This window comes from Phenylobacterium terrae, from assembly GCF_042681205.1.
Lineage (GTDB): Bacteria > Pseudomonadota > Alphaproteobacteria > Caulobacterales > Caulobacteraceae > Phenylobacterium > Phenylobacterium terrae.
Genome location: NZ_JBHUEY010000001.1, coordinates 1,673,716 through 1,696,020 on the forward strand (window position 1 = coordinate 1,673,716; position 22,305 = coordinate 1,696,020).

The window sequence follows — 22,305 nt, forward strand, 5'->3', positions numbered from 1 at the left end:
GTCTCAGACCCCGGCGATCTCGGCCACGATCCGCTGGGCGGCCTCGAAGGGGTCGTTGGCGGCGGTGATCGGGCGGCCGACGACGATGTGCGAGGCGCCGTTGGCCAGGGCCTCTCGGGGCGTGGCGGCCCGCGCCTGATCGTTCTTCGCCGACCAGTCGGGCCGCACGCCGGGCGTCACCACCAGGAAGCCCGGGCCGCCGATCTTGCGGGCCAGGGCCGCCTCGTGCGGGCTGGCGACCACGCCCTCGCAGCCGGCGCGGATCGCCTGGTGGATCCGCCGCTCCACCAGGGCGCGGGCGGTCTCGGCGTAGCCCATCTCGGTCAGGTCGGCGTCGCCCAGGCTGGTCAGCACGGTCACCGCCAGGATCTTCAGGTCCGAGCGGCCCCGGCCGCGCACCGCCGCTTCCATCACCTGCGGCTCGCCGTGCACGGTCAAGAGGTCGCCGCCGGCCTGCGCCAGGGCGGCGGCGGCCCGCTGCACCGTTGTGCCGATGTCGTGCAGCTTCCAGTCCAGGAACACCTGCTTGCCCTGGGCCTTCAGCTCGCCGGCGAGCGCCATGCCGCCGCCGCTCGCAAACAGCTCCAGGCCCACCTTGTAGAAGCTGACCGATTGGCCCAGCGCCTGGACCAGCGCCCGGGCCTCGTCGGCCGTAGGCACGTCCAGGGCCACGATCAGCCGCGGATCGGCAGGCAAGGGGGCGGCGGCGAGCGCAGGGGCGGCCATGGCGGAGGTCTCCGTGGCGGGTGCGCGCCAGTCGGCGCGCGTGACGATTTGGGCTAAGAGCCCTGCATGAGCCAGTGGGACTTCGCGGTCAACTTCTTCATCGCCCTGTTCGCCTTGATCGATCCGATCGGCAACGTGCCGCTGTTCGCCGCCGCGACGACCGGCGCGGACCCGCGCGGGCGGCGGCTGGTGGCCGCCTACATCGCCCTCTTCGTGCTGGGCTTCCTGACCTTCTTCTACTTCACCGGCCTGTCGCTGCTGGCCTTCTTCGGCATTTCCCTGCCGGCCTTCCGGATCGCCGGCGGCGTGATCCTCTTCCTGCTGGGGCTGGAGATGGCGCGCGAGGACTTCACCGCCCGATTCGCCGCCGTGGCCGAGGGCGAGGGCGACGCCCGCAGCTGGGCCCGGCGCCGGTTCGCCGGCCTGATCGTGCCGTTCGGCATGCCGCTGCTGATCGGCCCGGGCGCCATCTCGACGGTGATCATCTACGCCAGCGAGGCCAGGCCCTACGGCCTCACCGGCACGGCCATCGGGCTGGGGACCATCGCCGCCATCGCGCTGCTGGTCCTCGCCGCGTTCGCCGCCAGCCACCTGGTGGGCCGGGTGCTGGGCAAGATCGGCACCTCCATCGTGGTGCGGGTGCTGGGCCTCATCCTCTGCGCGATGGCCGTCCAGTTCGTGATGGTCGGCATCGCCGACTCCACCAACGGCGTCATCCGCGCCGACGCCGCCGCGCCGTACGCCGAGTAGACCTCTCCCCGCAAAGCGGGGAGAGGTCCTAAAGCTTCCGGAAGCGCCCGCCCTGGTTGGCGACGAGGGAGAGGGTCCATTCCTCCGGCATCAGCCGGACGGCGGCGGCGATGGCCTTGTTCGGCGCGCCGGGCACGGCCAGGGCGCGGCCGGCCTCCACCGCCTCATAGCCGACGGCGGCGACCTCGTCGGCGCCCTGCCACAGCCATTCGGGGGTGGCGGCGGTCACCCGCTCGCGGGCGCCGCTGACGTCGTGGAACTCGGAATAGGTGAAGCCGGGGCACAGCGCGCTGACGTGCACCCCGTGGGCCTGGTTCTCCAGATGCAGGCTCTGGGAGAAGCGGATCAGGAAGCTCTTGGTCGCCGCATAGAGGGTGTTCCCCGCCGCCCCGGGCAGCAGGCCGGCCAGGGACGCGACGTTGACGATCCGCCCGAACCGCTCCTCGACCATCCGCGGCAGCACCCGGTGGGTCAGCTCGCACACCGAGACCAGCATCACCTGCAGGGCCGCCTGCTGCTCCTCCCAGGCGGTCTCGGTGAACCCCCCGGGCGAGTAGCCGGCGTTGTTGACCAGCGCGTCCACGGCCCGGCCGTGGGCCTCCAGGCCGGCGAGGATCTCGCCGGGCGCCTCGGGGCGGGCCAGGTCCGCCGGCAGCACCAGCGTCTCCACTCCGTGCCGCAGGCGGATGTCCTCGGCCAGCCGCTCCAGCCGGTCGGACCTGCGCGCCGTCAGTGCCACGTCGTAGCCGTGGCTGGCGAAGATGCGGGCGAAGGCGGCGCCGATGCCGGCGGAGGCGCCGGTCACCAGGGCGAGTTTGCGGTCCATGAAGCCCCCCGAGCGAGCGATGCCCGGAAGGTGGCAGGCCCGGCGCAAGCGTCAAGCGACGGGTTCCCGCGTCACTCGCCCGCGGCGACGCTCGCGATTGAACCGCCCATGCATTGGGTGTAGAGCGCCGCCCGCACGACGGCATGGCGCCGCCTAGGAACCGCGTTCGGCGTTCCCGGAGACTGTGGATGGCTGAGGCAGCCATGTCGCCCGACGAGGCGTCGCACGGCCATCGCAAGGAAGGCTTCTGGGCTCTCACGATTGGGTCCGTGGGAGTCGTCTTCGGCGACATCGGCACCAGCCCGCTCTACGCCATGCGCGTGGCGCTGGAGGCGGCCCCCTCCGGCGGCGCGGCCGGCGAGGCGGCCGTGCTCGGCGTCGTCTCGCTGATCACCTGGGCGCTGCTGCTGATCGTCACCGTCAAGTACGTCGTCTTCCTTCTGAGAGCCGACAACAAGGGTGAGGGCGGCACCTTGGCGCTGATGGCCCTGGCGCAGCGCGCCATCGGCCACCGCTCCCCGTGGGTGTTCGTCCTCGGACTGATCGGGGCGGCGCTGTTCTATGGCGATGGCGTGCTGACCCCGGCGGTGTCGGTGATGAGCGCGGTCGAGGGCCTCGAGCGCGCGCCTGGCGTTGGCGCGGCGCTGCACCCGTTCATCACCCCGATCGCCATTGCGATCCTGCTCGCCCTCTTCCTGGTGCAGTCGCGCGGCACGGCGAGCGTCGGCCGCTTCTTCGGGCCCATCACGGTCGTCTGGTTCCTGACGCTGGGCGCCCTGGGCGTGCTGCACATCGCCGACGACCTCTCCATCGTGCGCGGCCTGTCGCCGCACTACGGGCTGATGTTCATCGCCGACAACGGCTTCCTGGGCCTCATCATCCTCGGCGGCGTCTTCCTGGCGGTGACCGGGGCCGAGGCGCTCTACGCGGACATGGGCCACTTCGGCAAAGGCCCGCTGCGGGCGGCGTGGGGCTTCCTGGTGCTGCCCTGCCTGCTGCTCAACTATTTCGGCCAGGGCGCCATGGTGCTCGCCCATCCGGAGACCCGGGTGAGCCCCTTCTTCGAGATGATCCCGGAGTTCGCTTTCTGGCCGGTGCTGCTGCTGGCGACGGCGGCGACGATCATCGCTTCGCAGGCGGTGATCACCGGCGCCTTCTCGGTGACCCAGCAGGCGGTGCAGCTGGGCCTGTTCCCGCGCATCGAAATCAAGCGGACCAGCGAGACCCAGGCGGGCCAGATCTTCGTCCCCCAGGTGAACAACGCCCTGCTGGTCGGCGTGCTCGTCCTGATCTTCATGTTCCGCAACTCGACCAACCTGGCCGCGGCCTACGGGATCGCGGTGACGGGGGCCATGCTGGTCGATACGGCGCTGTTCTATGTGATCATCCGCTACTTCTGGAAGCGGCCCATGTGGCAGGCGGTCGGCGCCGCGGTCGCGTTCGGGTCGATCGACGTCATCTTCGTCGGCGCCAACCTGCTGAAGATCCCGCAAGGCGCCTGGGCGCCTCTGGTGCTCGGCGCCGCCCTCGTGATGGTGATGTGGACCTGGACGCGCGGCACCCAGATCCTCGCCGAGAAGACCCGCCGTGACTCCGTGCCGATGGCCGAGCTGTCCGAGATCCTGCGCGCCCGCGGCCCGCACCGGGTGCCCGGGACGGCCGTGTTCCTGACCTCGGATCCCGAGATGGCTCCGGTCGCGCTGATGCACAACCTGAAGCACAACAAGATCCTGCACGAGAAGAACATCATCCTCTCGGTCGAGGCGGCGGAGATCCCGCGCGTGAAGGATCAGGACCGGGTGCGGATCGAGCCGATCGACGACGACTTCAAGAAGGTCGTGGTCTCCTACGGCTTCATGGAGAGCCCCAACATTCCCAAGGCGCTCAGCCTGTGCCGCAAGATGGGGCTGAAGTTCGACATCATGGCCACCAGCTTCTTCCTGGGAAGGCGCTCGGTGGTGCCCTCGGCCCAGTCGGGCATGCCGATGTGGCAGGACAAGATCTTCATCTTCCTGATGAAGAACGCCGCCAATCCAACCGACTTCTACAAGATCCCGCCCGGGCGCGTGGTCGAGCTCGGGACGCAGGTGACCGTCTAGAGCACGACGGGCGGAGCCCGAACGCGCTCCAGGCTCTAGGCCGGCGCGGGCGCGGAGGCGCAGCCGCCGGCCCGTCCGGACCGGCGGGCGCCGGCCGCGTCCAGGGCCGCGGCCACCTTGCTGGCGAGCTGGTCGGCGGCGAACGGCTTCAGCACGATCAGCTCGTCGCCAGCCCCCACCAGGTCCTCGGCGCCCGCATAGCCGGTGGCGAAGAGCACCGGCAGGCCGGGGCGCCGGGCGCGGACCTCGCGGGCCAGTTCGGCGCCGTTCATGCCGGGCATGGCGAAATCCATCAGCACCAGGTCGAGCCGCTCCCGCCGCTCCAGCAGCTCCAGGGCCTCGCCGCCGCTGCCGGCCTCGATCACCTGCAGGCCGATGTCGCGGAGCATGGCCGCGGTGATCTCGCGCACCGCCGCATCGTCGTCGACCAGCAGCGCCACGGCGTCGCCGGGCAGGTCTTGAGGCGCGGCGCCCGCCTCCTCCTCCTCGGCGCCCGCGGCCGTCGAGGCGCGCGGCAGGTAGACGTTCACCGACGTGCCCGCGCCCATCTCTGTGTCGATGCGCACGCCCCCGCCCGACTGCTTGGCCAAGCCGAACACCTGGCTGAGCCCGAGCCCCGAGCCGCGTCCCACCTCCTTGGTGGTGAAGAAGGGCTCGAAGGCTTTGGCGAGCACCTCCTCGGTCATGCCCGACCCCGTGTCGCTCACCGACACCATGACGTATTCGCCAGGCGGCGGCTCCTCGGCCCGCTGCGGCTCGCCGAGCACGGCGTTGGCGGTGCGCACCGTCAGCGCCCCGCCCACCTCCATGGCGTCCCGGGCGTTGATCGCCAGGTTGAGGATCACCAGCTCGATCTGCGTGGGGTCGATCATCGCCGGCCAAAGGTCGGGATCGAGCTCGGTCGACAGGGCGACGCTGCCGCCCATGGTGCTCTGCAGCAGGTCGCGCATCGCGGCCACGGTCTCGTTCAGGTCGACCGGGCGCGGCTCGAGCTTCTGGCGCCGGGAGAAGGCCAGCATCTGGGCGGTCAGCTTGGCCCCGCGCTCGGCCGCCTCGCCCATCATCCTCAGGCGCCGATCGATGGCCGGCCCCAGGTTTTCGTTCTGCAGCTGCCGCAGGTTGCCGAGGACGACCATCAGCAGGTTGTTGAAGTCGTGCGCCACGCCGGAGGTGAGCTGGCCGACGGCCTCCAGCCGCTGGGCCTGGCGCAGCGCCCATTCGACGCGCTCGCGCTCGACGATCTCGGCGGCGAGCTGCCGGTTGGCCGCCTCCAGCTCCTCGGTCCGCTCGGCGACCCGCCGTTCGAGCAGCGCCTCGGCCGAGCGGATCTGGTCCATGCGCTCGCGCGCGTCGTACTGGCGCCGCCGTCCGCGAAGGGCCGTGCGCACGACGCTGACCAGGGTGGTCGGATGGAAGGGACGCTCCAGGAAGGTGACGTTGCCCAGGGCCGCGGTGAGGCGGGCGGCCGAGGGGTTGCGCTCCAGTCCGCCGCCGCGGGGCGTCAGGAGGACGAACGGCATGTCGGACCACGGAGGCTGGCCGAAGATCCAGTGGGCGAGTTCGGCCAGGTCCGCCGTGCGCAGGGCCTCCTCGGCCACCACCGCCACGCCGGCGCCCTCGTGCAGCGCCCGGCACAGCGCGGGCAGGTCGGCGCAGATGGTCGCCGGCGTCCGCGCCTCGGCCAGGATCGCGGCGGCGACCTTCGCATCGCGCCCGAGGGGCGCCAGCACCAGCGCCCGTTCCGCCCGTTCGTCCGGGCTCATACGACGGCTTCGGGCCGGCTCGCGGGGGGCCGGTCCAGCAGGTCGGGAACGCCGCGCAGGATCCCGTGGAAATCGGTCAGCGGCGGGCCGAGCACCAGGCCGCGGTCGTCGATGAACATCTCGCGGATGGTCTTCTCGTGCGGGCCGGCGCGCTTCTTGATCACCGAGACCGCCCGGCGCACCGCGCCCCTGGCCTCGAAGTAGCGGAGCAGGATGACGGTGTCGGCGAGGTAGGTCACGTCCACCGGGGCCTTCATCTCGCCCACCAGCCCGTGCTGGGCCACCGTCAGGATCGTGTTGCAGCCCTGCCGGTTCAGATACTGCAGCAGCTCGTGCATGTGCAGGATGAGGAACTGCTCCTCGGGCATCGCCGCCTGGTAGCCGTTCAGGCTGTCGACCACGATCGTCTTGGCGTCGGAGCGCTCGACGCAATGGCGGACCATGGCGGTGAACTCGCCGGGCGAGAGCTCGGCCGCGTCGATCTGCTGGATCAGGAGCTTGCCTTCATCCTGCAGCGAGGCCAGGTCGATGCCCAGGCCTCTGGCCCTGGCGAACAGCAGGCCGAGCTCCTCGTCGAACACGAACATGGCCGCGGTCTCCCCGCGGCGGATGGCGGCGACGGCGAACAGGATGGTCAGCAGCGACTTGCCGGTGCCGGCCGGCCCCAGCACCAGGGTGCTGGATCCACGCTCGAGGCCGCCGCCCAGCAGATCGTCCAGGCCCGCGATGCCGCTGGAGAGGCGGCTTCGGTCGAACTCGGTGCGATGCTCCAGGGCCACCAGCCGGGGATAGACCTCCAGCCCGCCGGTCTTGATGGTGAAGTCGTGGAAGCCCCCGCGGAAGCGGCGGCCGCGGTACTTCATGATCCGGACGCGGCGGCGCTCGGCCCCGTAGTTCGGCGCCAGCTCCTCGAGCCGGATCACCCCATGGGCGACGCTGTGCACGGTCTTGTCGTGGGTCTCGGCCGTCAGGTCGTCGAGCAGCAGCACGGTGGCGCGGCGCTTGGCGAAATAGTGCTTCAGGGCCAGCACCTGGCGCCGGTAGCGCAGCGAGCTCTGGGCCAGGAGGCGGATTTCGGAGAGGCTGTCGATGACCACGCGGGACGGCTGCGTCCGCTCGACCGCGTCAAAGATCATCCGCGTGGTCTCGCCGAGCTCCAGGTCGGAGGAATAGAGCAGGCTCTGCTGCTGCTGCTCGTCCAGCAGGCTCTCCGGCGGCACCAGCTCGAAGATGTCCAGCCCGTCGAGCGACCAGCCGTGCGCGGCGGCGCTGTCGCGCAGCTCGTCCTCGGTCTCCGACAGCGTGATGTAGAGGCAGCGTTCGTTCTTCGCCACGCCGTCCAGCAGGAACTGGAGAGCCGCGGTGGTCTTGCCCGTTCCGGGGCTGCCCTCCACGAGGTAGAGCCGGTCGCGGGACAGCCCCCCGGCGAGGATGTCGTCCAGCCCGATCACCCCGGTGCCCGCTTCACCGCGACCGGTCGCGGTCCGATCCTCGGACAAATCCTCGCTCCTCCTGTGCGACACCCGTTCAGCACCAACGCGAAAGCGCGGCTTTGGCTGCGGCCAGGCGAATGGCGACGCTTGAGCTTGCCGGCTACGGCCAGGCCGCGTCGGACGCCGCGCCAGCCGGCTCGGCGGCCGCCCGCGGAGAGCGGCCGGCCAGATCGCGGACGGCGGCGACGAACGCGCCGCGCCGCAACGGCTTGGCCATGGTCGCGTCCGCGCCCAGCGCCCGCGACAGGTGCAGCAGCTGGGCCGGGCTCATGAGCCCGCCGGCGGAGATGGTCAGCACCTTGGTGTCCGGCCACTCGCGCTTGATGTGGATCAGCACCTCGATGCCGTCCTTGTTCGGCATCAGCATTTCCAGGACCACGACGTCGGCGGGCCGGCAGGCGAGGGCCTGGAGCGCCGCTTCCCCGTCGAGCGCCTCCTCGCAGTCGAAGCCGGCCAGGTCGAGCATCCCGGCGACGATGGCCCGCTGGACGGGGTCGTGGTCGGCCACGAGAACGCGCGCGGTCTGGGGCATGGGCGCCTCTCCCTCTGCGCGCCCATCTCACGCTGCGACTTCGAAGCCGTGGTGAACGGACAGGGTTACCGCCTGCGGCGCGGGGCCGCAGGCGGTGCGGCGGTCAGCGCCCGAGCAGGCCGCCGATGCCGAGGCTCGGCATCCCGCCCCGGCCGCCGCCCCCGGCGGCCGGTCCGCCGTAGGCCAGCTCGCAGTCCTTGGTCAGTCCGGGGTCGCGGTGCGCGGCGCACTTCTGCAGGTACTGCTCGGCCTCGGCCTCCATCTTGTTGGTCTTGTAGATGGCGATCAGCAGCGACAGGAACGGCTTCTCGTCGCCGTTGAAGCGGGCCGCGCCGAGGTCGACCACGCCGACCGCATCGTCGGCCTTGCCGGCCTGGTAGAGCATCCGGACGTGGTCGACGTAGCCGTCCACCGTCTGGTCCGGGCTCTGGTGGGCCTGGTTGAACAGCTCGTTGGAGCGGGCCGGATCGCCCATGTCGCCGCGCACCCGGGCCATCTCGTTGAGCACCAGGGGGGAGGCGGCGAACTGGGTGGTCCCGACCTTGGCGAGCTCGTTCTCGGCGCCGGTGTAGTCGCCGGCCGCGCGGTTGATCATCGCCTGCTTCACCGCCGCGACGGCGATCTTGGCCTCCTGGTACTCGGAGGTGGCGCGCAGGTCGTCCAGCCAGGCCTTCTGCTCGTCGCGCAGCGGCAGGCCCTCCGGATAGGCGGTGACCGAATAGTCGGCGATGCCGGCCTTGCGCTCTTCCGGCTTGCGGTGCTTGGGCCCGTCACCGGACCGCTGGGCCGCGACGCCCAGGCCGATGCGGGCGGCGCCCTGCAGCAGGCCGCCGCGCAGCGAGCCGCCCGACATGCCGGTCATCACCAGGGAGGCGGCCCGGCCGTCCTTCACCGCCGCGCCGAGCTCCTTCTTCAGCTGGTCGTTGAGCGCCTCGCTCAGCTTGGCGCGCCGGTCCTCGTCCGCCTGGATGGTGTCGAACACCCGGGCCGAGGCGGTCTCGGCCGAGTAGGGGGCGAGATTGGCCAGGTCGAAGCCTAGGGCGTCGGCCTCGTCCTCCTTCTCGCGGGTGTGGTCCGGCGAGACCATGGTGTTGTTCATGAAGTTCAGAAGGTCGTTGGCCGCCGTCGCCCGCCGGGTGGCGTCCAGCGCCGCCGGGTCGAGGCTGCCGAACCCGCCGGAGGCCGCGCCAACCGCCGCGCCGACCGCCAGCACCGTCGCCGCCTTGCTGAGGCCGCCGCCGCTGGAGGCCGGCGCCTCGGCCTTCTCGAAGTGGTTGAGGCGGATGTGCGCCAGCTCGTGGGCCAGGATGAAGGCGACCTCGTCGTCCGACTGGGCCATGTCCAGCAGGCCGAAGCCGACGATGATCGAGCCGTCCGGCAGGGCGTAGGCGTTGTAGTTGTCGACCCCCAGGATGTGGACCTGGACCGGCGCGCTCTTGTCGTAGGGCCAGTTGGCCTCGATCCGGCCGAGCAGCTCGGCGATCTTGGCCTCGGTCTGCGGCATGCGCAGGCGGGCGGCCTGGTACTGGCCCTGGTTGATGGCGTCGGACGCCAGCCCCATGGCCGCGCCGCCGCCTCCGGCCCCGCCCAGCGTGCGGCCCGCGACCTGCTTGATGAACGGGCCATCCTTGCCGGAAACCGAGAAGCCGCCGCGAGGCGCGGCGAAGGCCGGCTGGACCGAGCCGAGGGCGATCAGGGCGGCGCCGGCGAGCGCCGTGGCGCGGGACAGGGGTCTCATTGCGGACGCTCGCAGCCGCCGCCCAAGCCCATGTTGGTGGCGGCGTAGGCCGAGCCCTTGGCCCGGGCCGACGACTGCACCGGCGCGCAGGCCGCCTTGCCGTCGGTCTGGACGTCCAGGCCGCGCAGGTAGACGACGGCGCCGCCGTGGTTGACGCCGACGCTGTTGCCCTTGCCGTAGCCGACGATCGGCGCGGGCAGCTTCAGGTCCTTGGAGGCGATCTGGCCCAGCGGCGCGCCTTCGGCGTCGAAGGTGCGCAGCTGCGGGCGCAGGGCCTTGACGACATTGCCGTTGCTTTCGGCGAAGGCGGCGCCGGGCAGGGCGATCAGGGCCAGGAGGGCGAGGCTAGCTTTGCGCATGGGCGGGAGACTCCGGAACAGCCGTTGTTTCAGGGGTTTGCGGGGAAGCGGCCGGCGGCGGCCTTACGGGCAGCAGCCGGTCCTCTTCGAACTTGAGGGAATTCAGGCACAGCCGGCACCAGGCGAGCAGTCGCCGGACGATCCGCACCCGCTCCAGCGAGCCGGTGAGGTCCGCCGGAAGCGTCTGGCGGGTGGCGTAGAACAGGAAGCCCATGGCGACGCCGCAGATGCCGATCCAGTTGATCGGCGAGCGGTGAAGCACCGTCACCCCAAGCCAGGTCGCGAAGGCGACGACGCCGATCGAGGTGGCGAACAGGGCGATGTAGAGGGGCCCGTAGACGGCCGAACGCAGGCGCGGCTCCATGCCGGCCGCCTCGGCCTTGTCGAGCAGGTTGTTGCGGGTCATCACGCCCAGCACGCCGCAGAACGCCAGGGCGGCGACCAGCAGGCTCTCCAGCAGGTCGGAGTCCAGCAGGGCCTCGCCGTTGCGGCGGTAGTCGGCGCCGTCCTCCACCAGGTTGTCCAGCGCCATGGCGTGGAACTGCACGCCCGGGACCTGGCCGTGGACCGGGCTCTCCACCCAGTCGCTGGAGGCGCGGAAGTGGCCGCCGACCATCACCAGCCGCCCGGCCAGCAGCCGCTCCAGATCCTCCGGCTGCAGGCCGTGGCCGGCCACCAGCCGGTCGTAGCCGAGGCTCAGGGTGTAGGGGCACTCCTGGCGGGCCCCGTCGCCGGGGCCGCGCAGACCGGCCATCTGCTCGCCCAGCCGCTCGCGCCAGCCGACGGCGTCGCCGCGGCAGGGCGCCGGCTGTCCGCTGACGGCCTGGGTCATGGTCAGGAAGGCCGGGTCGGGGCGCGAGCCCCAGACCACGTCCAGCGGCGCGTCGAACACCTTGGCGAAGGTCGGCGAGGCCGCCTCGCCGCCGGCCAGCGCCGCCTTGGCGCGGCGCTTCAGGTCGCGGAACTCGGCGATCCCGCAGCCGTCGGCCTGGCGCAGGCACCAAGCGGCGTACATCGCCATGGCCGGCGAGATGTCGAACCGCGCCACCCCCAGCCGGGCGGCCTTGGCGGCGTCGAAGTCGTAGGCGGTGATCAGCGGGTAGGCGTCCTCGGCCACCAGCGCCGGCGCCAGGACGGCGACCCGGTCCATGGCCGCCTGCGCCTCGGTGAACAGCTCGAGGTCGGTGGGCGAGGGCTTGGCGAAGATCAACGGCACGCCGCCCGCCTCGACGATGCAGGCGATCTTGATCAGCGGATCGGTGCGGCAGCCCGGCTTGTCGGCCCAGACGTCGGCGCGGGTGGCCCCGGCGATGCCCTGCACGAAGCCGTCGAAGCCCTCGGCCATGCCGCCCTGGCCCAGGTAGACGAAGTCCATGAACATCGCCGCCGGCGGGGCCCCGCCGACATTGAGAAGATCGTCCAGCATCAGCCACTGCTGGTCGAAGGTCGGCGGGAAGCGGTTCCAGCCGAAGCCCTTCAGCGCCTCGACCGAGGCTTCGTCCAGATAGACGACGCTGACCGCCTGCTGGCCCTTGCGGTCCTGGCCGTACTCGGCCGCGGTGATGCGCTGATAGACCTGGTCGGCGAGCCGGTCGGAATTGGACTCCAGCCCGAACAGGTCGATTTTCGACGCGGCATAGGCGCTTGCCGCCAGCAGCAGGCTGACGGCGAGCGCTTTCAGCACGCTCTTCGCCGAGATCACCCCTGGTACTCCCCGTCCGGGAGGGACTGAACGCCCCAGTCCAGTCGCCGTCAAGCTGTTGAATAACCGAAGAACCGTTGGTTAACGGGCGCGCTACTACCGCCGGGATGGGGAAAAGTTCGGCGGCGGGCCGCTCACGAAGGCGCGAGCGCCAGCCAGACCTGACGCAGGGCCAGCAGTTCGCGCGGCCCGGGAACCTTCAGGTCGTGCTTGGTGAGGAACTTCACGCCGGCGAACTCGCCCTTGCGCCAGGCCAGCACCGCCTCGTAGGCGCAGCCGTCCAGGATGTGGATCAGCGCGAAGGTCGGCGGCAGCGCCTGGGTGACCGGCAGCCGCAGCTGGGCGCCGGTTTCGCTGATGTCGCGGATCGCGCAGTCGGCGGAGATCGCATGGTGCGGGCCCCAGCAGATCCGGCCGCGGAGCAGCGTGCGTCGGCGGGCGCTGCTCCGGGCGTCGGCGTTGGATGCGGTGTTCGCGGCCATGCGCCCATCCTAGAGCGCGATGGTTGCCTGCAAGTGAATGGAAACCAAGCTTATTTCGCTTTCCGCAAGGACGGCGAGTCGAGGTCGAGCTCGGCGGCCGGGATGACCTCCAGGTTCGGCGCTCGGCTCTTCAGCGGGTCGATGAAGGCCTTGCCGTCGCCGACGACGATGACGCTGGCCTGGGCCGGATCGAGCATCTGGCGGGCGAAGCCCTGCACCTGGTCGGCGCTCACCGCCTCGACCTTGCCGGTGTAGGCGGAGACTTCCGACAGGTCGATGCCGTAGAGGGCGTAGTTGCCGAGGATGCCGGCCAGCCCCGAGGTGGTCTCGAGCTGGCGGCCGAACCCGCCGATCAGCACCGACTTGCGGGCCTTCAGCTCGTCGGGCCCCGGAGGCGCGTCGGCCAGCTTCTTCATCTCGGCCCGGATCAGGTCCAGCACCTCGGCGGCCGACTCGTTCTTGGTCTGCGCCCGGGCGCTGAAGGCGCCGGTGGTGCGCCGGGCCGAGAGGCTGGAGCCCGCGCCGTAGGAGAGGCCGCGCTTGATGCGGATCTCCTGGTTCAGCCGCGAGGAGTAGCCGGTCCCGAGGATGCTGTTGGTGACGATGCCCGGGTAATAGGCCGGGCTGGACCGCGGGATGGCCGGCTTGACCACCGTCACCGCCGCCTGGCCGGTGCCGGGCAGGTCGATGGCCACCGCCCGCGGCTTCGGGTTCGGGGTGATCTGCGGCTGGGCCGGCGGCGCGCCGGCCGGCTTCTTCCAGTCGCCGAACGCCTGCTCGGCCAGGGCGAAGCCCTGCTCGGGGGTGATCGCCCCGGTCAGCACCAGGATGGCGTTGTCCGGCCGGAAGTAGGCGCCGTGGATCCTGGCCAGTTCGGCCGGCGTCAGCTTGGCGATCGAGGCGGGCGTGCCCTCGGCGACATGGCCGAAAGGCGTGCCGCCGAACACCACGGGCGCGGAGGCGAAGCCGGCGATGGAGCCCGGCTCCTGGTAGGCGACCTGCAGCGAGTCCAGCGCCAGCTGCCGCTGCCGCTCCAGCTCCTCGGCGGCGAAGGCCGGGTTCCTGGCGACATCGGCCATGATGGCCATCGCGGCCGGCAGCTTGTCGGGCATGGCGTTCAGGCTGACCGAGGTGGACTCCACGCCGGCGCCGGAGCCCAGCGTGGCGCCCAGCGCCTCGACCTGGGTGGCGATCTCCTGGGCGCTGCGGGTGCGGGTGCCCTCGGTGAGCATGCCGGCGGTCATGCTGGTCGCGCCGGCCAGGCCCTGCGGGTCGGCCCAGGCGCCGGTCTTGACGATCAGGTCGGCGCTGACCAGCGGCAGCTCGGACGACTGGGCGACGATCACCCTGAGGCCGTTGGCGAGGGTGCGCTCGACCGGCTTGGGCAGCACCGGCTCCACCGGCGTGCCGATCGGCGGCGGGGCGATGCGCTGGCCTTCCGGCGCCAGGGTCACGATCGGGCCGTCATACTTGGCCGAGGCGACCTTCGGAGGCGCGGCCTTGGCCTCCGTCTGTCCCGCCGGGCGCTCACTCTCGGGGCGATAGCGGATGGTCATCCGCTTGTCGGCCGGCAGGTACTGGCGGGCCACCCGCTGGACGTCCGCGGCGGTCACTGCCCGCAGGGCGGCGAGCTCGGTGTTGGCGCGGGCCGCATCGCCCTCGGTCATCAGGGCGTAGCCGAGCGCGAAGCCGCGGCCGTCGATGGTCTCGCGCGCGCGCAGCTGGCTGGCGATCAGCTCGTTCTTGGCCTCCTCCAGCTCCGTGGCTGACGGCGGCTGCGCCTGCAGCCGGGCGACCTCGGCCAGCAGGGCCGCCTCGCCCTCGGCGATGTCGTGGCCGCTGGCCATGATCGCCCCGGTCATGAACATCCCCGGGTCGGCCGGCAGGTCGGCGTTGGAGAAGATCGCGGTGGCGATCTGCTTCTCGTAGACGAGGCTGTTGTACAGGCGCGACGACTTGCCCGCCGACAGGATGGCGTCCAGCACCTTCAGGGCCGGCGCGTCCGGGTCGGCCGCCTTGGGGCCCAGCCAGGTGATCGCAACCGCAGGCAGCGGCACGTTGGGGCCGTAGCCGTCGAACACGCCGGCCTTGGCGCGCGGCGGCTCCTGGGCGGTGACGCGCCGGATCGGGGCGTCCGGCCGCTGGATGGGCGCGAAATACTTGTCGACCCAGGCGTTCAGCTGCGCCTCGTCGAAGTTGCCGACCACGATCAGGGCGGCGTTGTCGGGCCGGTAGTAGGCCTGGTGGAAGGCGCGCAGGTCGTCGATGGTGGCGGCGTCCAGCTCCTCGATGGAGCCGATCCCCGGCCGCTTGTAGGGATGGGTGGTGTAGGTCGCCTGCGGCAGCATCAGCGCGAACAGCCGGCCGTACGGATCGGCCAGCACCCGCTGGCGCAGCTCCTCCTTCACCACGTCGCGCTCGGAGGCGAACACCGCCTCGTCGACCACCAGCGAGCCCATCCGCTCGCTCTCGGCCCACAGCAGCCGCTCCAGGTGCTCGGCCGGCACCACCTCGTAGTAGTTGGTGAAGTCGTCCCACGTGGAGGCGTTGTTGAAGCCGCCCACGTCCTCGGTCAGCCGGTCGATGGTCTCGGCCGGCATGTTGCGGGTGGCCTTGAACAGCATGTGCTCGAACAGGTGGGCGAAGCCCGAGCGGCCCTCCGGATCGTCCTTGGATCCAACCCGGTACCAGACCTGCACGGTGACGTTCGGGGTCGAGCGGTCCTGCGACCAGTAGACCTTCAGCCCGTTCGGCAGGGTCCGCTCCTTGTAGACGATGGGCGGGACCTCGGCCGTGCGCACGGCGGCCGGCGGCGGCGTCTGCGGCGCCCGCTGGGCGTGAGCGGGAGCGGCCAGGCCCAGGGCCAGGACAAGGCAGAGGACGGCGCTGCGGACCATGGATGCACTCTGAAAAGGTCGGAGAGCCCAACCCTTAGCATTCCCGCCGCGGGTGGGAAGGTTACGGTGCTGTCATCTGATCATCGGCCGCAGCGTCGCCGTGGCGAAGAACCCGTTGGCCGGCCGGCGGGTTGTGTCGGCGAGAGGAGATCGACCCCATGATCCTCAGAACCCTCGCCGCGGCGGGCCTCGCCCTCGCCCTTTCAGCCTGCGCCAACGATGAGGCGGGCACGGACGAGCCGCCCCTGCCTTCGCCGGCCGAGCGGGCCCAGGACGCCGCGCCGCCGCCGCCCTCCGGCTCGGTGAACCCCGCCCCCACGACCCCGCCCGGACCTTCGATCCCGCAGACGCCGCCCACCGCCCCGCCCGCGCCCGGCTCGCCCGAGGACAAGAAGATGCCGCCGGGGCCGGTGAACCCGTAGCGGGGTGACAGGTAGGCGCTGGCGCGCCAACCAGTCACCGACGGCTCCGGTGACTGGTTGCGGCGCAGCCGCTACCTGTCACCCCTCTCAGAACACCCCCAGCGCCAGGCCCGCGGCGAGCGCCTGGCCGAGTTCGGCGCAGCGGGCGAGTTCGGGCTCGGGGATGGTCTTGGGCGCGAGGATGGCCTCGGGCGTCTGGGCGGCGGTGTTGACGATGATCGGGTCGGCCACCGCCTTCAGCCGCCAGCCGGTGGCGATGCGCGCCATCTGGCGGACCGCGTTCTCGCCGTCGCTGCCGGCGCAGACCATCAGCGCGTAGGGCCGTCCCTCGATGCGGCCGAGCACGGGGTAGTAGCAGCGGTCGAAGAACTCCTTCATCTCGCCCGAGAGGGCCGCGAGGTTCTCCGGGCAGGCGAAGATGTAGCCGTCCGCCCCCAGCACGTCGTCGGGAGTGGCCTCGCCCGCCCGGATCAGGCGCGTCTCGACGCCCGCCTCGGCGCGGGCCGCCTCGGCGGCCGCGGTCGCCATCTGCAGGGTCCCGCCCGTGCGGGTGTGATAGACGATCAGCAGCGTCTTCATCGGGCCACGATAGCTTGTAGATTTGAGGCCATGTCCTCCCGCCGCCGTTTCCTCACCCTCGCCGCCGCCCTGGCCGCATCGCCCGCCTTCGCCCAGACCCCGGCCGCCGGGCCGGTGCGCGTGGCGCTGACCACCGCCGAAGGGGTGATCGTCCTGGAGCTCTACCCGGACAAGGCGCCGATCACCGTCGCGAACTTCCTGCGCTATGTGGACGCCAAGAAGTACGACGGCGCGGAGTTCTACCGTGCTTCGCGCCCGCCCGGGGCGACCGACGCCGACTATGGCCTGCTGCAGGGCGGCATCCGCAATCCGGAGGTCGCCCAGTTCGCCGCCATCGCGCACGAGCCGACCACCAAGACGGGCCTTTCCCACACCGACGGGACCATCGCGCTCGGCCGCTTCGCGCCGGGCACGGCCAAGTCGGACTTCTTCATCTGCGTGGGCGACCAGAGCTACCTGGACGCCGATCCCAAGGCGAGCGGCGACAACCTGGGCTTCGCCGCCTTCGGCAAGGTGGTCGAGGGCATGGACGTCGTGAAGAAGATCCTGGCCATGCCGGTCGACCCCGAAAAGGGGACCGGCGCGATGAAGGGCGAGATCCTGAAGGCGCCGGTCCGCATCCAGACCGCGCGGCGGGTGTGAGCGAGGACCCGTTCCGCCTCGCCCGGTTCGTCGAGGCCCAGGCGGGCGCCTACGAGGCCGCCCTCGACGAGCTGCGGCGCGGGCGCAAGACGAGCCACTGGATCTGGTTCGTCTTCCCCCAGATCGCCGGCCTGGGCTCCAGCGCGACGAGCCAGTTCTACGCCATCCGGTCAATCGAGGAGGCGCGGGCCTACCTCGCACACCCGGTGCTGGGGCCAAGGCTCAAGGCCTGCGTCGAGGCGGCGATGGCCCATGCGGGGCGCTCGGCGCGGGAGATCTTCGGATCCCCCGACGACCTGAAATTCCGCTCATCGGTGACCCTGTTCGCGGCGGCCGCGCCCGGCGAGCCGCTGTTCCGGGCGGCGCTGGAGGCGTTCTTCGACCGTGCGCCCGATCCGCTGACGCTGCAGCGGCTCGACCCTCCGTATGGGTAGCGCCGCCGGCCCGGCGGGAGCGATTTTCATACTCCGGCAATGTCGGCGGGCGGACACAAGACGGGTAATCGCCCGTGAACCCGATGGACCTGCGCATCCTCATCGTCGACGACGAGCCGGCCAACCGGCAGGTCCTTGAGCAGGCCCTGACGGCCTTCGGCCATCGGGCCGCTGTCGCAGAGGACGGGCCCGTCGCCCTCGAACTGCTGGCGCGGTCGCGTTTCGACGCCGTGCTGCTGGACCTGCATATGCCGCTGATGAGCGGGCTTGAGGTTCTGCGCCGGTTCCGCGCGGCGCGCGGGCCGAACCGCGAGACCCCCGCGGCCTGCGTCACCGCCGACGTGCTGACCCGCCGCCCGGACGCCTATCTGGACCTGGGGTTCCAGGCCTTCCTGGCCAAGCCGGTGCAGATCGCCAAGCTCGCCGCGGTCATCGACAAGATCACCGCCAGCTCCATCGCCGAGCAACGCCGGCTGCGCACCGCGGCCAAGCTCACCGCCCTCCAGCGCCGCATGGGCGCCTTGCCCCTGGCTTGACTCGCCGCGTCCGCCGGCTGTCGGATTCGCGCCGTCCGGAACGTCCTTCGGTCGTACGAAGCGAGAGGAGGCTCTGATGCCTTATGTGGACGGGTTTGTGCTGGCGGTGCCGAAGGCCAATCTCGAGGCCTACAAGGAGATGGCGCGGACGGCCGGCGAGATCTGGAAAGAGCACGGCGCCCGCTCGTACGTGGAGTGCATCGCCGACGACGTCCCCTACGGCCAGCTGACCTCGTTCCCGCGTGCGGTCCAGGCGCGGGACGACGAGGTCGTGGTCTTCTCCTGGATCACCTACGACTCCCGCGAGCAGCGCGATGCGATCAACGCCAAGGTCATGGCCGACCCGCGCCTGAAGGGGCCCGACGAGTCGCCGTTCGACAGCCAGCGGATGATCTTCGGGGGCTTCCAGTCGATGATCGAGTTCTAGGGCGCCTTCCGGGCGGCGGCGACCAGCGCCCGGATCGCCCAGCGCCGGACCTTCAGCGCTTCCGCGTCGGAGAGCTGCAGGACGTCCTTGGTGACCACCATGGACTCCGTGCCGATGAGGATGGCCAGGGCGTCTCTCAGCAGCTTGGCGGCCTTGGGGTCGAGCTGGCTGCCGGCGGGCTCCAGGGCCGCCTCGATCAGCGGCGTACGCCGGTTCTGACGCACCGGCGCGCCGTGCCCCGCCTCGCCGCGCACGACCCGTTCCATGGCGTGGGCCAGCATCATCCGGAACGCCGGCTCGTTGGCCTGCAGCGTCTCGTCGAGGATGGCGTCGACCTTCTCGAGGCGGGCGACGGGATCGGTGCTCGGATCCTCGGCGAACAGCGTCGCCGCGTCCGGCGTCTGCACGTCGAGCGCCGCCTCGCGGAGGAGCGCCTCCATGCTCGGAAAATACCGGTACGCGGTGGCCCGGGAGACCAGCGCCGCCTCCGCCACCTCCTCCAGGCTCGGCGTGCGGCCCTCCTTGAGCAGGCGGCCCGCGGCCTCCAGGAGGTCCTTGCGGGTGCGGCGGCGCTGGTTCGCCCGCCCCGGGGACTTGGCGTCCATACCTAGTCCTGCGGCAGCTGGCGGATGATGCTGGCCAGGTCCAGCCAGACGTTCTCGCGCTTGATCTTGCCGCCCTCGGCGAACTCCAGGACGTGCAGAAGCCGGAACTCCAGGGGCCGGTCGCGGCCCTCGAGCCCGAACGGCCGGCCGGGCGCACGGCCCCGCCAGACGGAATCGTCGACCATGAAGTCCTCGCCGTACAGCCGGCGCAGGCTCTTCACCTCGCCGTCGGCCAGGTCCGCGAACAGGTTCTCGTAGAAGCCGCGGGCCGCCGCGGGGCCGCGGGTCGGGCCGGTGGGCGAGCCGACGATGTCGTGCTCCACGTCCTCGGTGAGGGTGGCCAGCACCCCCTCCACGTCGTCGCGCACCTCGTAGCCGAAGTGCTCGTCCAGCATCCGGTCCATGTCCGCCGGGCTGATAGCCATGTCCGTAACCCCCATCGTGAGTGCGATGGGGGTGTTCTAATGAGACTAGCGTCTCATGTCAATATCGGTGTCGCGCAGGGAGGGGTTAGCTCGTCGCGGCGGCCGGCGCCGCCGCAATGTGCTCACCCCTCTCGCCCACCGTGTCCGCCACGGTCGCCGCGAGCGCCACGGCCACGAACGCGGCCACCGCCCAGTCCAGGAGACGCCACTTCATCGCACCCTCCCTCACGCCGCGACGCCGAGGCCGGCGGCCAGGTGGGACCAGTCGGCGTCCGACAGGGTGGGCTTGGCCGAGAGGGTGAGGATGGCCTCGAAGGCCGGGGCCGGGGCGTTGGCGCGCACCGCCGACAGCAGCGCGATCCGCTCCTCGCGGTTGGCGGCGGGGATCAGGATGCGGCCGAAGCCGATCATGTCCTCCGGCGTCAGGCCGCTCATGATCCGGTCCTCGATCCGCTGCAGTTCGGCGTCGGTGAACAGGCTCTGCAGCACCGGCAGGATCACCTGCTCCTCCTCGGCCATGTGGGCCAGGTCGTCGGCCACGAACTCGGAGAACCGCAGGTACAGCCGCCGCAGCATCTGCGGCCGGTCGTCGGGGTGGGCGCGGTCCACCTGCCGGGTCAGGACCTCGATCTCCTCGAAGGAGAGTCGGTGGTGGTCATGGGCCTGCATCAGCCGAAGGCTCGCCCCCGGGGCGCGCGCCTCCAGGGCGGCGTGGACGTGCAGGTCCTCGTTCTCCAGGTGGTGGGCCGAGAGGTCCAGCAGCGCGCGCACGTCGGCCATCAGCTGGGCCAGGCCCGCGCCGTCGCGGGTGTCGGCGCAGCCGAGACGCACGAGGAGCTGGGTCATGGCGAAACGCAGACCCTTGTGGATCGGGCCGTAGAAGTCGTGGGTGGCCAGGGGCCGGGGAGACAAATAGGTCATCGGGGAGGCTCCGCCCGCGACGCTGCGAAGGCGCGCGGGTCTTTTTCTTGGGGGAGGAAAGGGGGGAGGTTTACGCGGTCACTCGGGCCTGGAGGCGGATGGCGCTGACCATGCCGTAGAAGCCGGCGTAGACCGCGTCCCAGTGGGGGCGGGCCTTCATCCGGGCGACCCAGGCCGTGATGTTCGGGTAGGCGGAGAGGTCGAACGCCGAAGCCTCGCCGAGGGTGACGAAGGCGGAACCGACGTAGTCCGCCAGCGTGATCTGATCGCCGCACACGAAAGGGCGGGCGCCCAGCATGTGCTCGTCGAGCACCTTCAGCCACCGGTGGGCGTGCTCTTCGCCGTAAGCGACCAGGCCCTGAGCCAGCACCTCGTCGATCCCGTGCGGGATGCCGAAGTTCGGGTAGACGGCCATCAGGCAGTAGTACTCGTGGAAGTTGGTGTAGAACCAATCCATGGCCGCATTGACCTGGGCCCGGGCCTTCAGCTCGCCCGGGTAGGCCGGCGAGCCTGCGACCTCGGCCAGGTACTTCAGGATCGCCGAGGACTCGCCGAGGACGAAGTCGCCGTCCACCAGAAAGGGCACGCAGCCGTTCGGATTGATCGCCAGATACTCGGGCGCGAGGTTGCCGCCATTCATCAGGTCGATGTGGACCAGTTCCACCGGCAGCTTGGTCTCGGCGATGAACAGCATCACCGGCCGGGAGGTGGTCGAGATCGGGTCGCAGTAGAGCTTCATCTGAGGCCGTCCGTTCGTCGTCTTGGCGAACGGCCGCGCCGCTCGGAAGTGGCGGCGAATTAATGTGCCGGGGCCTTGCTCGTAAATCAGCGGTATTGCAGGCTTGTTCTGCAAAGCTGCAGAACGGGGAGGCGGGATGTACGACTGGAACGATCTGCGCGTCTTCCTCGCGGTGGCCAGGAACGGCAGCACGCTGGCGGCCAGCAAGGTGCTGAAGATCAACCAGACCACGGTCGCCCGGCGCCTCGAGGCGCTGGAGGAGGACCTTCAGCTGAAGCTCTTCGAGCGGGGCCAGAGCGGCTCGCGCCTGACCGAGGCCGGCGAGGACCTGGTGGCCGAGGCGGAGAAGGTGGAGAAGGCGGCCGAGGCGCTCGCCAGCCGCGCGGCCGCCCACCAGCGGGGCCTGGCAGGGACGATCCGCGTCACCGCCTCGGAGTCCGTCGCCAACATCGCCTTGATCCCGGCCCTCTCCGAGTTCCGCCGCCTCTACCCGGAGGTGACCATCGAGCTGGTGATGACCGACGCCACCCTTTCCCTGGAGGACGGAGAGGCGGACGTGGCCTTGCGCGCCGGCGCCGGGCTGCCGGACTCCGACGCCCTGGTCGCGCGCAAGCTCAACGAGTTCGTCTTCGGGATCTACTGCAGCCGCGAGTACGCCCTGTCGCGCGGCCGGCCGACCCGGCCCGAGGAGCTGAAGGACCACACCCTGATCGGTCCGGACGGGCCGTTGATGGTCCAGATGCCGGGCATGGCGTGGATGTTCGAGCAGGCGCCCGACGCCGAGGTGAGCTGCCGCGCCAACACGATGACCAGCCTGTCGTCGGCCATCAAGGCGGGGCTGGGCCTGGGGCCGATGGTGACCATCATGGCCGATCAGGACCCGGACATGGTCCGCTGCATGATCCCCGACCCTGTGCCGAAGGGCAGCATGTGGCTGGTCACCCGCGCCGAGCTGCGCAACGTGCCCCGCATCCGCGCCTTCATCGATTTCGTGACGCCCTACGTGCACACGCTGGCGCGCGACATGGAGGCCAAGGGCCGGGCCGTGCGCAAGGCCCAGGCCGAGGCCATGGCCGCCGCCGCGGCCCCCATGCCCCAGCCCGAGCTGTCCTGATCAGGGTGACAGGTAGCCGTTCCGGCAGTCAGTCACCGCGCCGCTCGGTGACTGGTTGCGGCGGCCGTTAGGCCGGCGCTACCTGTCACCCACG

At 71.1% G+C, this 22,305-nt stretch carries 24 protein-coding genes; 8 read left to right on the forward strand and 16 right to left on the reverse strand.

The annotated features are described in order from the left end of the window. Positions 1-3: 3 nt before the first annotated feature. On the reverse strand, positions 4-696 hold the full coding sequence (gene pyrF / locus ACFSC0_RS08405) for an orotidine-5'-phosphate decarboxylase (RefSeq protein WP_377284093.1): 693 nt from the start codon (positions 694-696) through the stop codon (positions 4-6). 96 nt (positions 697-792) lie between these two features. On the opposite strand from pyrF, the gene ACFSC0_RS08410 reads away from it, so the two are divergent. Next, positions 793-1,476 (forward strand): MarC family protein, encoded by a 684-nt coding sequence (locus tag ACFSC0_RS08410; protein ID WP_377284045.1) that lies wholly within the window; start codon positions 793-795, stop codon positions 1,474-1,476. A 28-nt stretch (positions 1,477-1,504) separates the two neighbouring features. Here ACFSC0_RS08410 and ACFSC0_RS08415 read toward each other — a convergent pair whose 3' ends face one another. Beyond that, entirely contained in the window at positions 1,505-2,302 is a 798-nt protein-coding gene (locus ACFSC0_RS08415) for an SDR family NAD(P)-dependent oxidoreductase (protein ID WP_377284044.1), read from the reverse strand. A 188-nt stretch (positions 2,303-2,490) separates the two neighbouring features. Here ACFSC0_RS08415 and ACFSC0_RS08420 point away from each other — a divergent pair, with 188 nt between their 5' ends. Then, complete coding sequence (locus ACFSC0_RS08420; protein WP_377284043.1) at positions 2,491-4,401, forward strand: potassium transporter Kup; 1,911 nt, start codon at positions 2,491-2,493, stop codon at positions 4,399-4,401. 35 nt (positions 4,402-4,436) lie between these two features. On the opposite strand, the gene ACFSC0_RS08425 is transcribed toward ACFSC0_RS08420, so the two are convergent. From ACFSC0_RS08425 to ACFSC0_RS08460, 8 genes are all read right to left on the reverse strand, one after another. Further along, a complete protein-coding gene (locus ACFSC0_RS08425; RefSeq protein ID WP_377284042.1) occupies positions 4,437-6,164 on the reverse strand; it encodes a response regulator in 1,728 nt (575 codons plus the stop codon). After that, positions 6,161-7,663 (reverse strand): ATPase domain-containing protein, encoded by a 1,503-nt coding sequence (locus ACFSC0_RS08430; RefSeq protein ID WP_377284041.1) that lies wholly within the window; start codon positions 7,661-7,663, stop codon positions 6,161-6,163. Before ACFSC0_RS08430 ends, ACFSC0_RS08425 begins: the two co-directional genes overlap by 4 nt. A 94-nt stretch (positions 7,664-7,757) precedes the next feature. Next, on the reverse strand, positions 7,758-8,189 hold the full coding sequence (locus tag ACFSC0_RS08435; protein ID WP_377284040.1) for a response regulator: 432 nt from the start codon (positions 8,187-8,189) through the stop codon (positions 7,758-7,760). A gap of 103 nt (positions 8,190-8,292) precedes the next feature. After that, entirely contained in the window at positions 8,293-9,927 is a 1,635-nt protein-coding gene (locus ACFSC0_RS08440) for a M48 family metalloprotease (protein ID WP_377284039.1), read from the reverse strand. Next, positions 9,924-10,286, reverse strand: a complete 363-nt coding sequence (locus ACFSC0_RS08445) for a hypothetical protein (RefSeq protein WP_377284038.1) — start codon at positions 10,284-10,286, stop codon at positions 9,924-9,926. The genes ACFSC0_RS08440 and ACFSC0_RS08445 overlap by 4 nt, the downstream gene beginning before the upstream one ends. Then, entirely contained in the window at positions 10,273-11,988 is a 1,716-nt protein-coding gene (locus ACFSC0_RS08450; RefSeq protein WP_377284037.1) for a hypothetical protein, read from the reverse strand. Before ACFSC0_RS08450 ends, ACFSC0_RS08445 begins: the two co-directional genes overlap by 14 nt. Before the next feature lie 134 nt (positions 11,989-12,122). Then, positions 12,123-12,470, reverse strand: a complete 348-nt coding sequence (locus tag ACFSC0_RS08455; protein WP_377284036.1) for a hypothetical protein — start codon at positions 12,468-12,470, stop codon at positions 12,123-12,125. Positions 12,471-12,520: 50 nt separating this feature from the next. Beyond that, positions 12,521-15,367, reverse strand: a complete 2,847-nt coding sequence (locus tag ACFSC0_RS08460) for a M16 family metallopeptidase (protein WP_377284035.1) — start codon at positions 15,365-15,367, stop codon at positions 12,521-12,523. A 158-nt stretch (positions 15,368-15,525) separates the two neighbouring features. On the opposite strand from ACFSC0_RS08460, the gene ACFSC0_RS08465 reads away from it, so the two are divergent. Further along, positions 15,526-15,789: a hypothetical protein gene (locus ACFSC0_RS08465; RefSeq protein WP_377284034.1), complete on the forward strand. Its 264-nt coding sequence runs from the start codon at positions 15,526-15,528 to the stop codon at positions 15,787-15,789. A gap of 87 nt (positions 15,790-15,876) precedes the next feature. Here the strand turns inward: ACFSC0_RS08465 and ACFSC0_RS08470 are convergent, their stop codons facing one another. Then, positions 15,877-16,368, reverse strand: coding sequence for a flavodoxin family protein (locus ACFSC0_RS08470; protein WP_377284033.1), 492 nt, complete (start codon positions 16,366-16,368; stop codon positions 15,877-15,879). A gap of 30 nt (positions 16,369-16,398) precedes the next feature. On the opposite strand from ACFSC0_RS08470, the gene ACFSC0_RS08475 reads away from it, so the two are divergent. The 4 genes from ACFSC0_RS08475 (at position 16,399) to ACFSC0_RS08490 (ending at position 18,407) form a co-directional block, all read left to right on the forward strand. After that, a complete protein-coding gene (locus ACFSC0_RS08475) occupies positions 16,399-17,010 on the forward strand; it encodes a peptidylprolyl isomerase (protein WP_377284032.1) in 612 nt (203 codons plus the stop codon). After that, entirely contained in the window at positions 17,007-17,444 is a 438-nt protein-coding gene (locus tag ACFSC0_RS08480; RefSeq protein WP_377284031.1) for a DUF1810 domain-containing protein, read from the forward strand. The genes ACFSC0_RS08475 and ACFSC0_RS08480 overlap by 4 nt, the downstream gene beginning before the upstream one ends. Before the next feature lie 83 nt (positions 17,445-17,527). Continuing rightward, positions 17,528-17,980 carry a response regulator gene (locus ACFSC0_RS08485; protein ID WP_377284030.1) on the forward strand — a complete coding sequence of 151 codons (453 nt, stop codon included), beginning with the start codon at positions 17,528-17,530 and terminating at the stop codon, positions 17,978-17,980. A gap of 76 nt (positions 17,981-18,056) precedes the next feature. Then, positions 18,057-18,407: a DUF1428 domain-containing protein gene (locus tag ACFSC0_RS08490; protein WP_377284029.1), complete on the forward strand. Its 351-nt coding sequence runs from the start codon at positions 18,057-18,059 to the stop codon at positions 18,405-18,407. Here the strand turns inward: ACFSC0_RS08490 and ACFSC0_RS08495 are convergent. From ACFSC0_RS08495 to ACFSC0_RS08515, 5 genes are all read right to left on the reverse strand, one after another. Beyond that, positions 18,404-19,012, reverse strand: a complete 609-nt coding sequence (locus ACFSC0_RS08495; RefSeq protein WP_377284028.1) for a TetR/AcrR family transcriptional regulator — start codon at positions 19,010-19,012, stop codon at positions 18,404-18,406. The two genes, ACFSC0_RS08490 and ACFSC0_RS08495, sit on opposite strands and share 4 nt — an antisense overlap. A gap of 2 nt (positions 19,013-19,014) precedes the next feature. Next, on the reverse strand, positions 19,015-19,437 hold the full coding sequence (locus tag ACFSC0_RS08500; RefSeq protein ID WP_377284027.1) for an ester cyclase: 423 nt from the start codon (positions 19,435-19,437) through the stop codon (positions 19,015-19,017). An 85-nt stretch (positions 19,438-19,522) separates the two neighbouring features. Further along, positions 19,523-19,651 (reverse strand): hypothetical protein, encoded by a 129-nt coding sequence (locus ACFSC0_RS08505; protein ID WP_377284026.1) that lies wholly within the window; start codon positions 19,649-19,651, stop codon positions 19,523-19,525. 11 nt (positions 19,652-19,662) lie between these two features. Continuing rightward, entirely contained in the window at positions 19,663-20,358 is a 696-nt protein-coding gene (locus tag ACFSC0_RS08510; RefSeq protein ID WP_377284025.1) for a hemerythrin domain-containing protein, read from the reverse strand. A 70-nt stretch (positions 20,359-20,428) separates the two neighbouring features. Next, a complete protein-coding gene (locus ACFSC0_RS08515) occupies positions 20,429-21,097 on the reverse strand; it encodes a glutathione S-transferase family protein (RefSeq protein WP_377284024.1) in 669 nt (222 codons plus the stop codon). A gap of 136 nt (positions 21,098-21,233) precedes the next feature. Between ACFSC0_RS08515 and ACFSC0_RS08520 the strand changes: the two genes are divergently transcribed. Then, positions 21,234-22,211 (forward strand): LysR family transcriptional regulator, encoded by a 978-nt coding sequence (locus ACFSC0_RS08520; RefSeq protein ID WP_377284023.1) that lies wholly within the window; start codon positions 21,234-21,236, stop codon positions 22,209-22,211. The last annotated feature ends 94 nt before the right edge of the window (positions 22,212-22,305 follow it).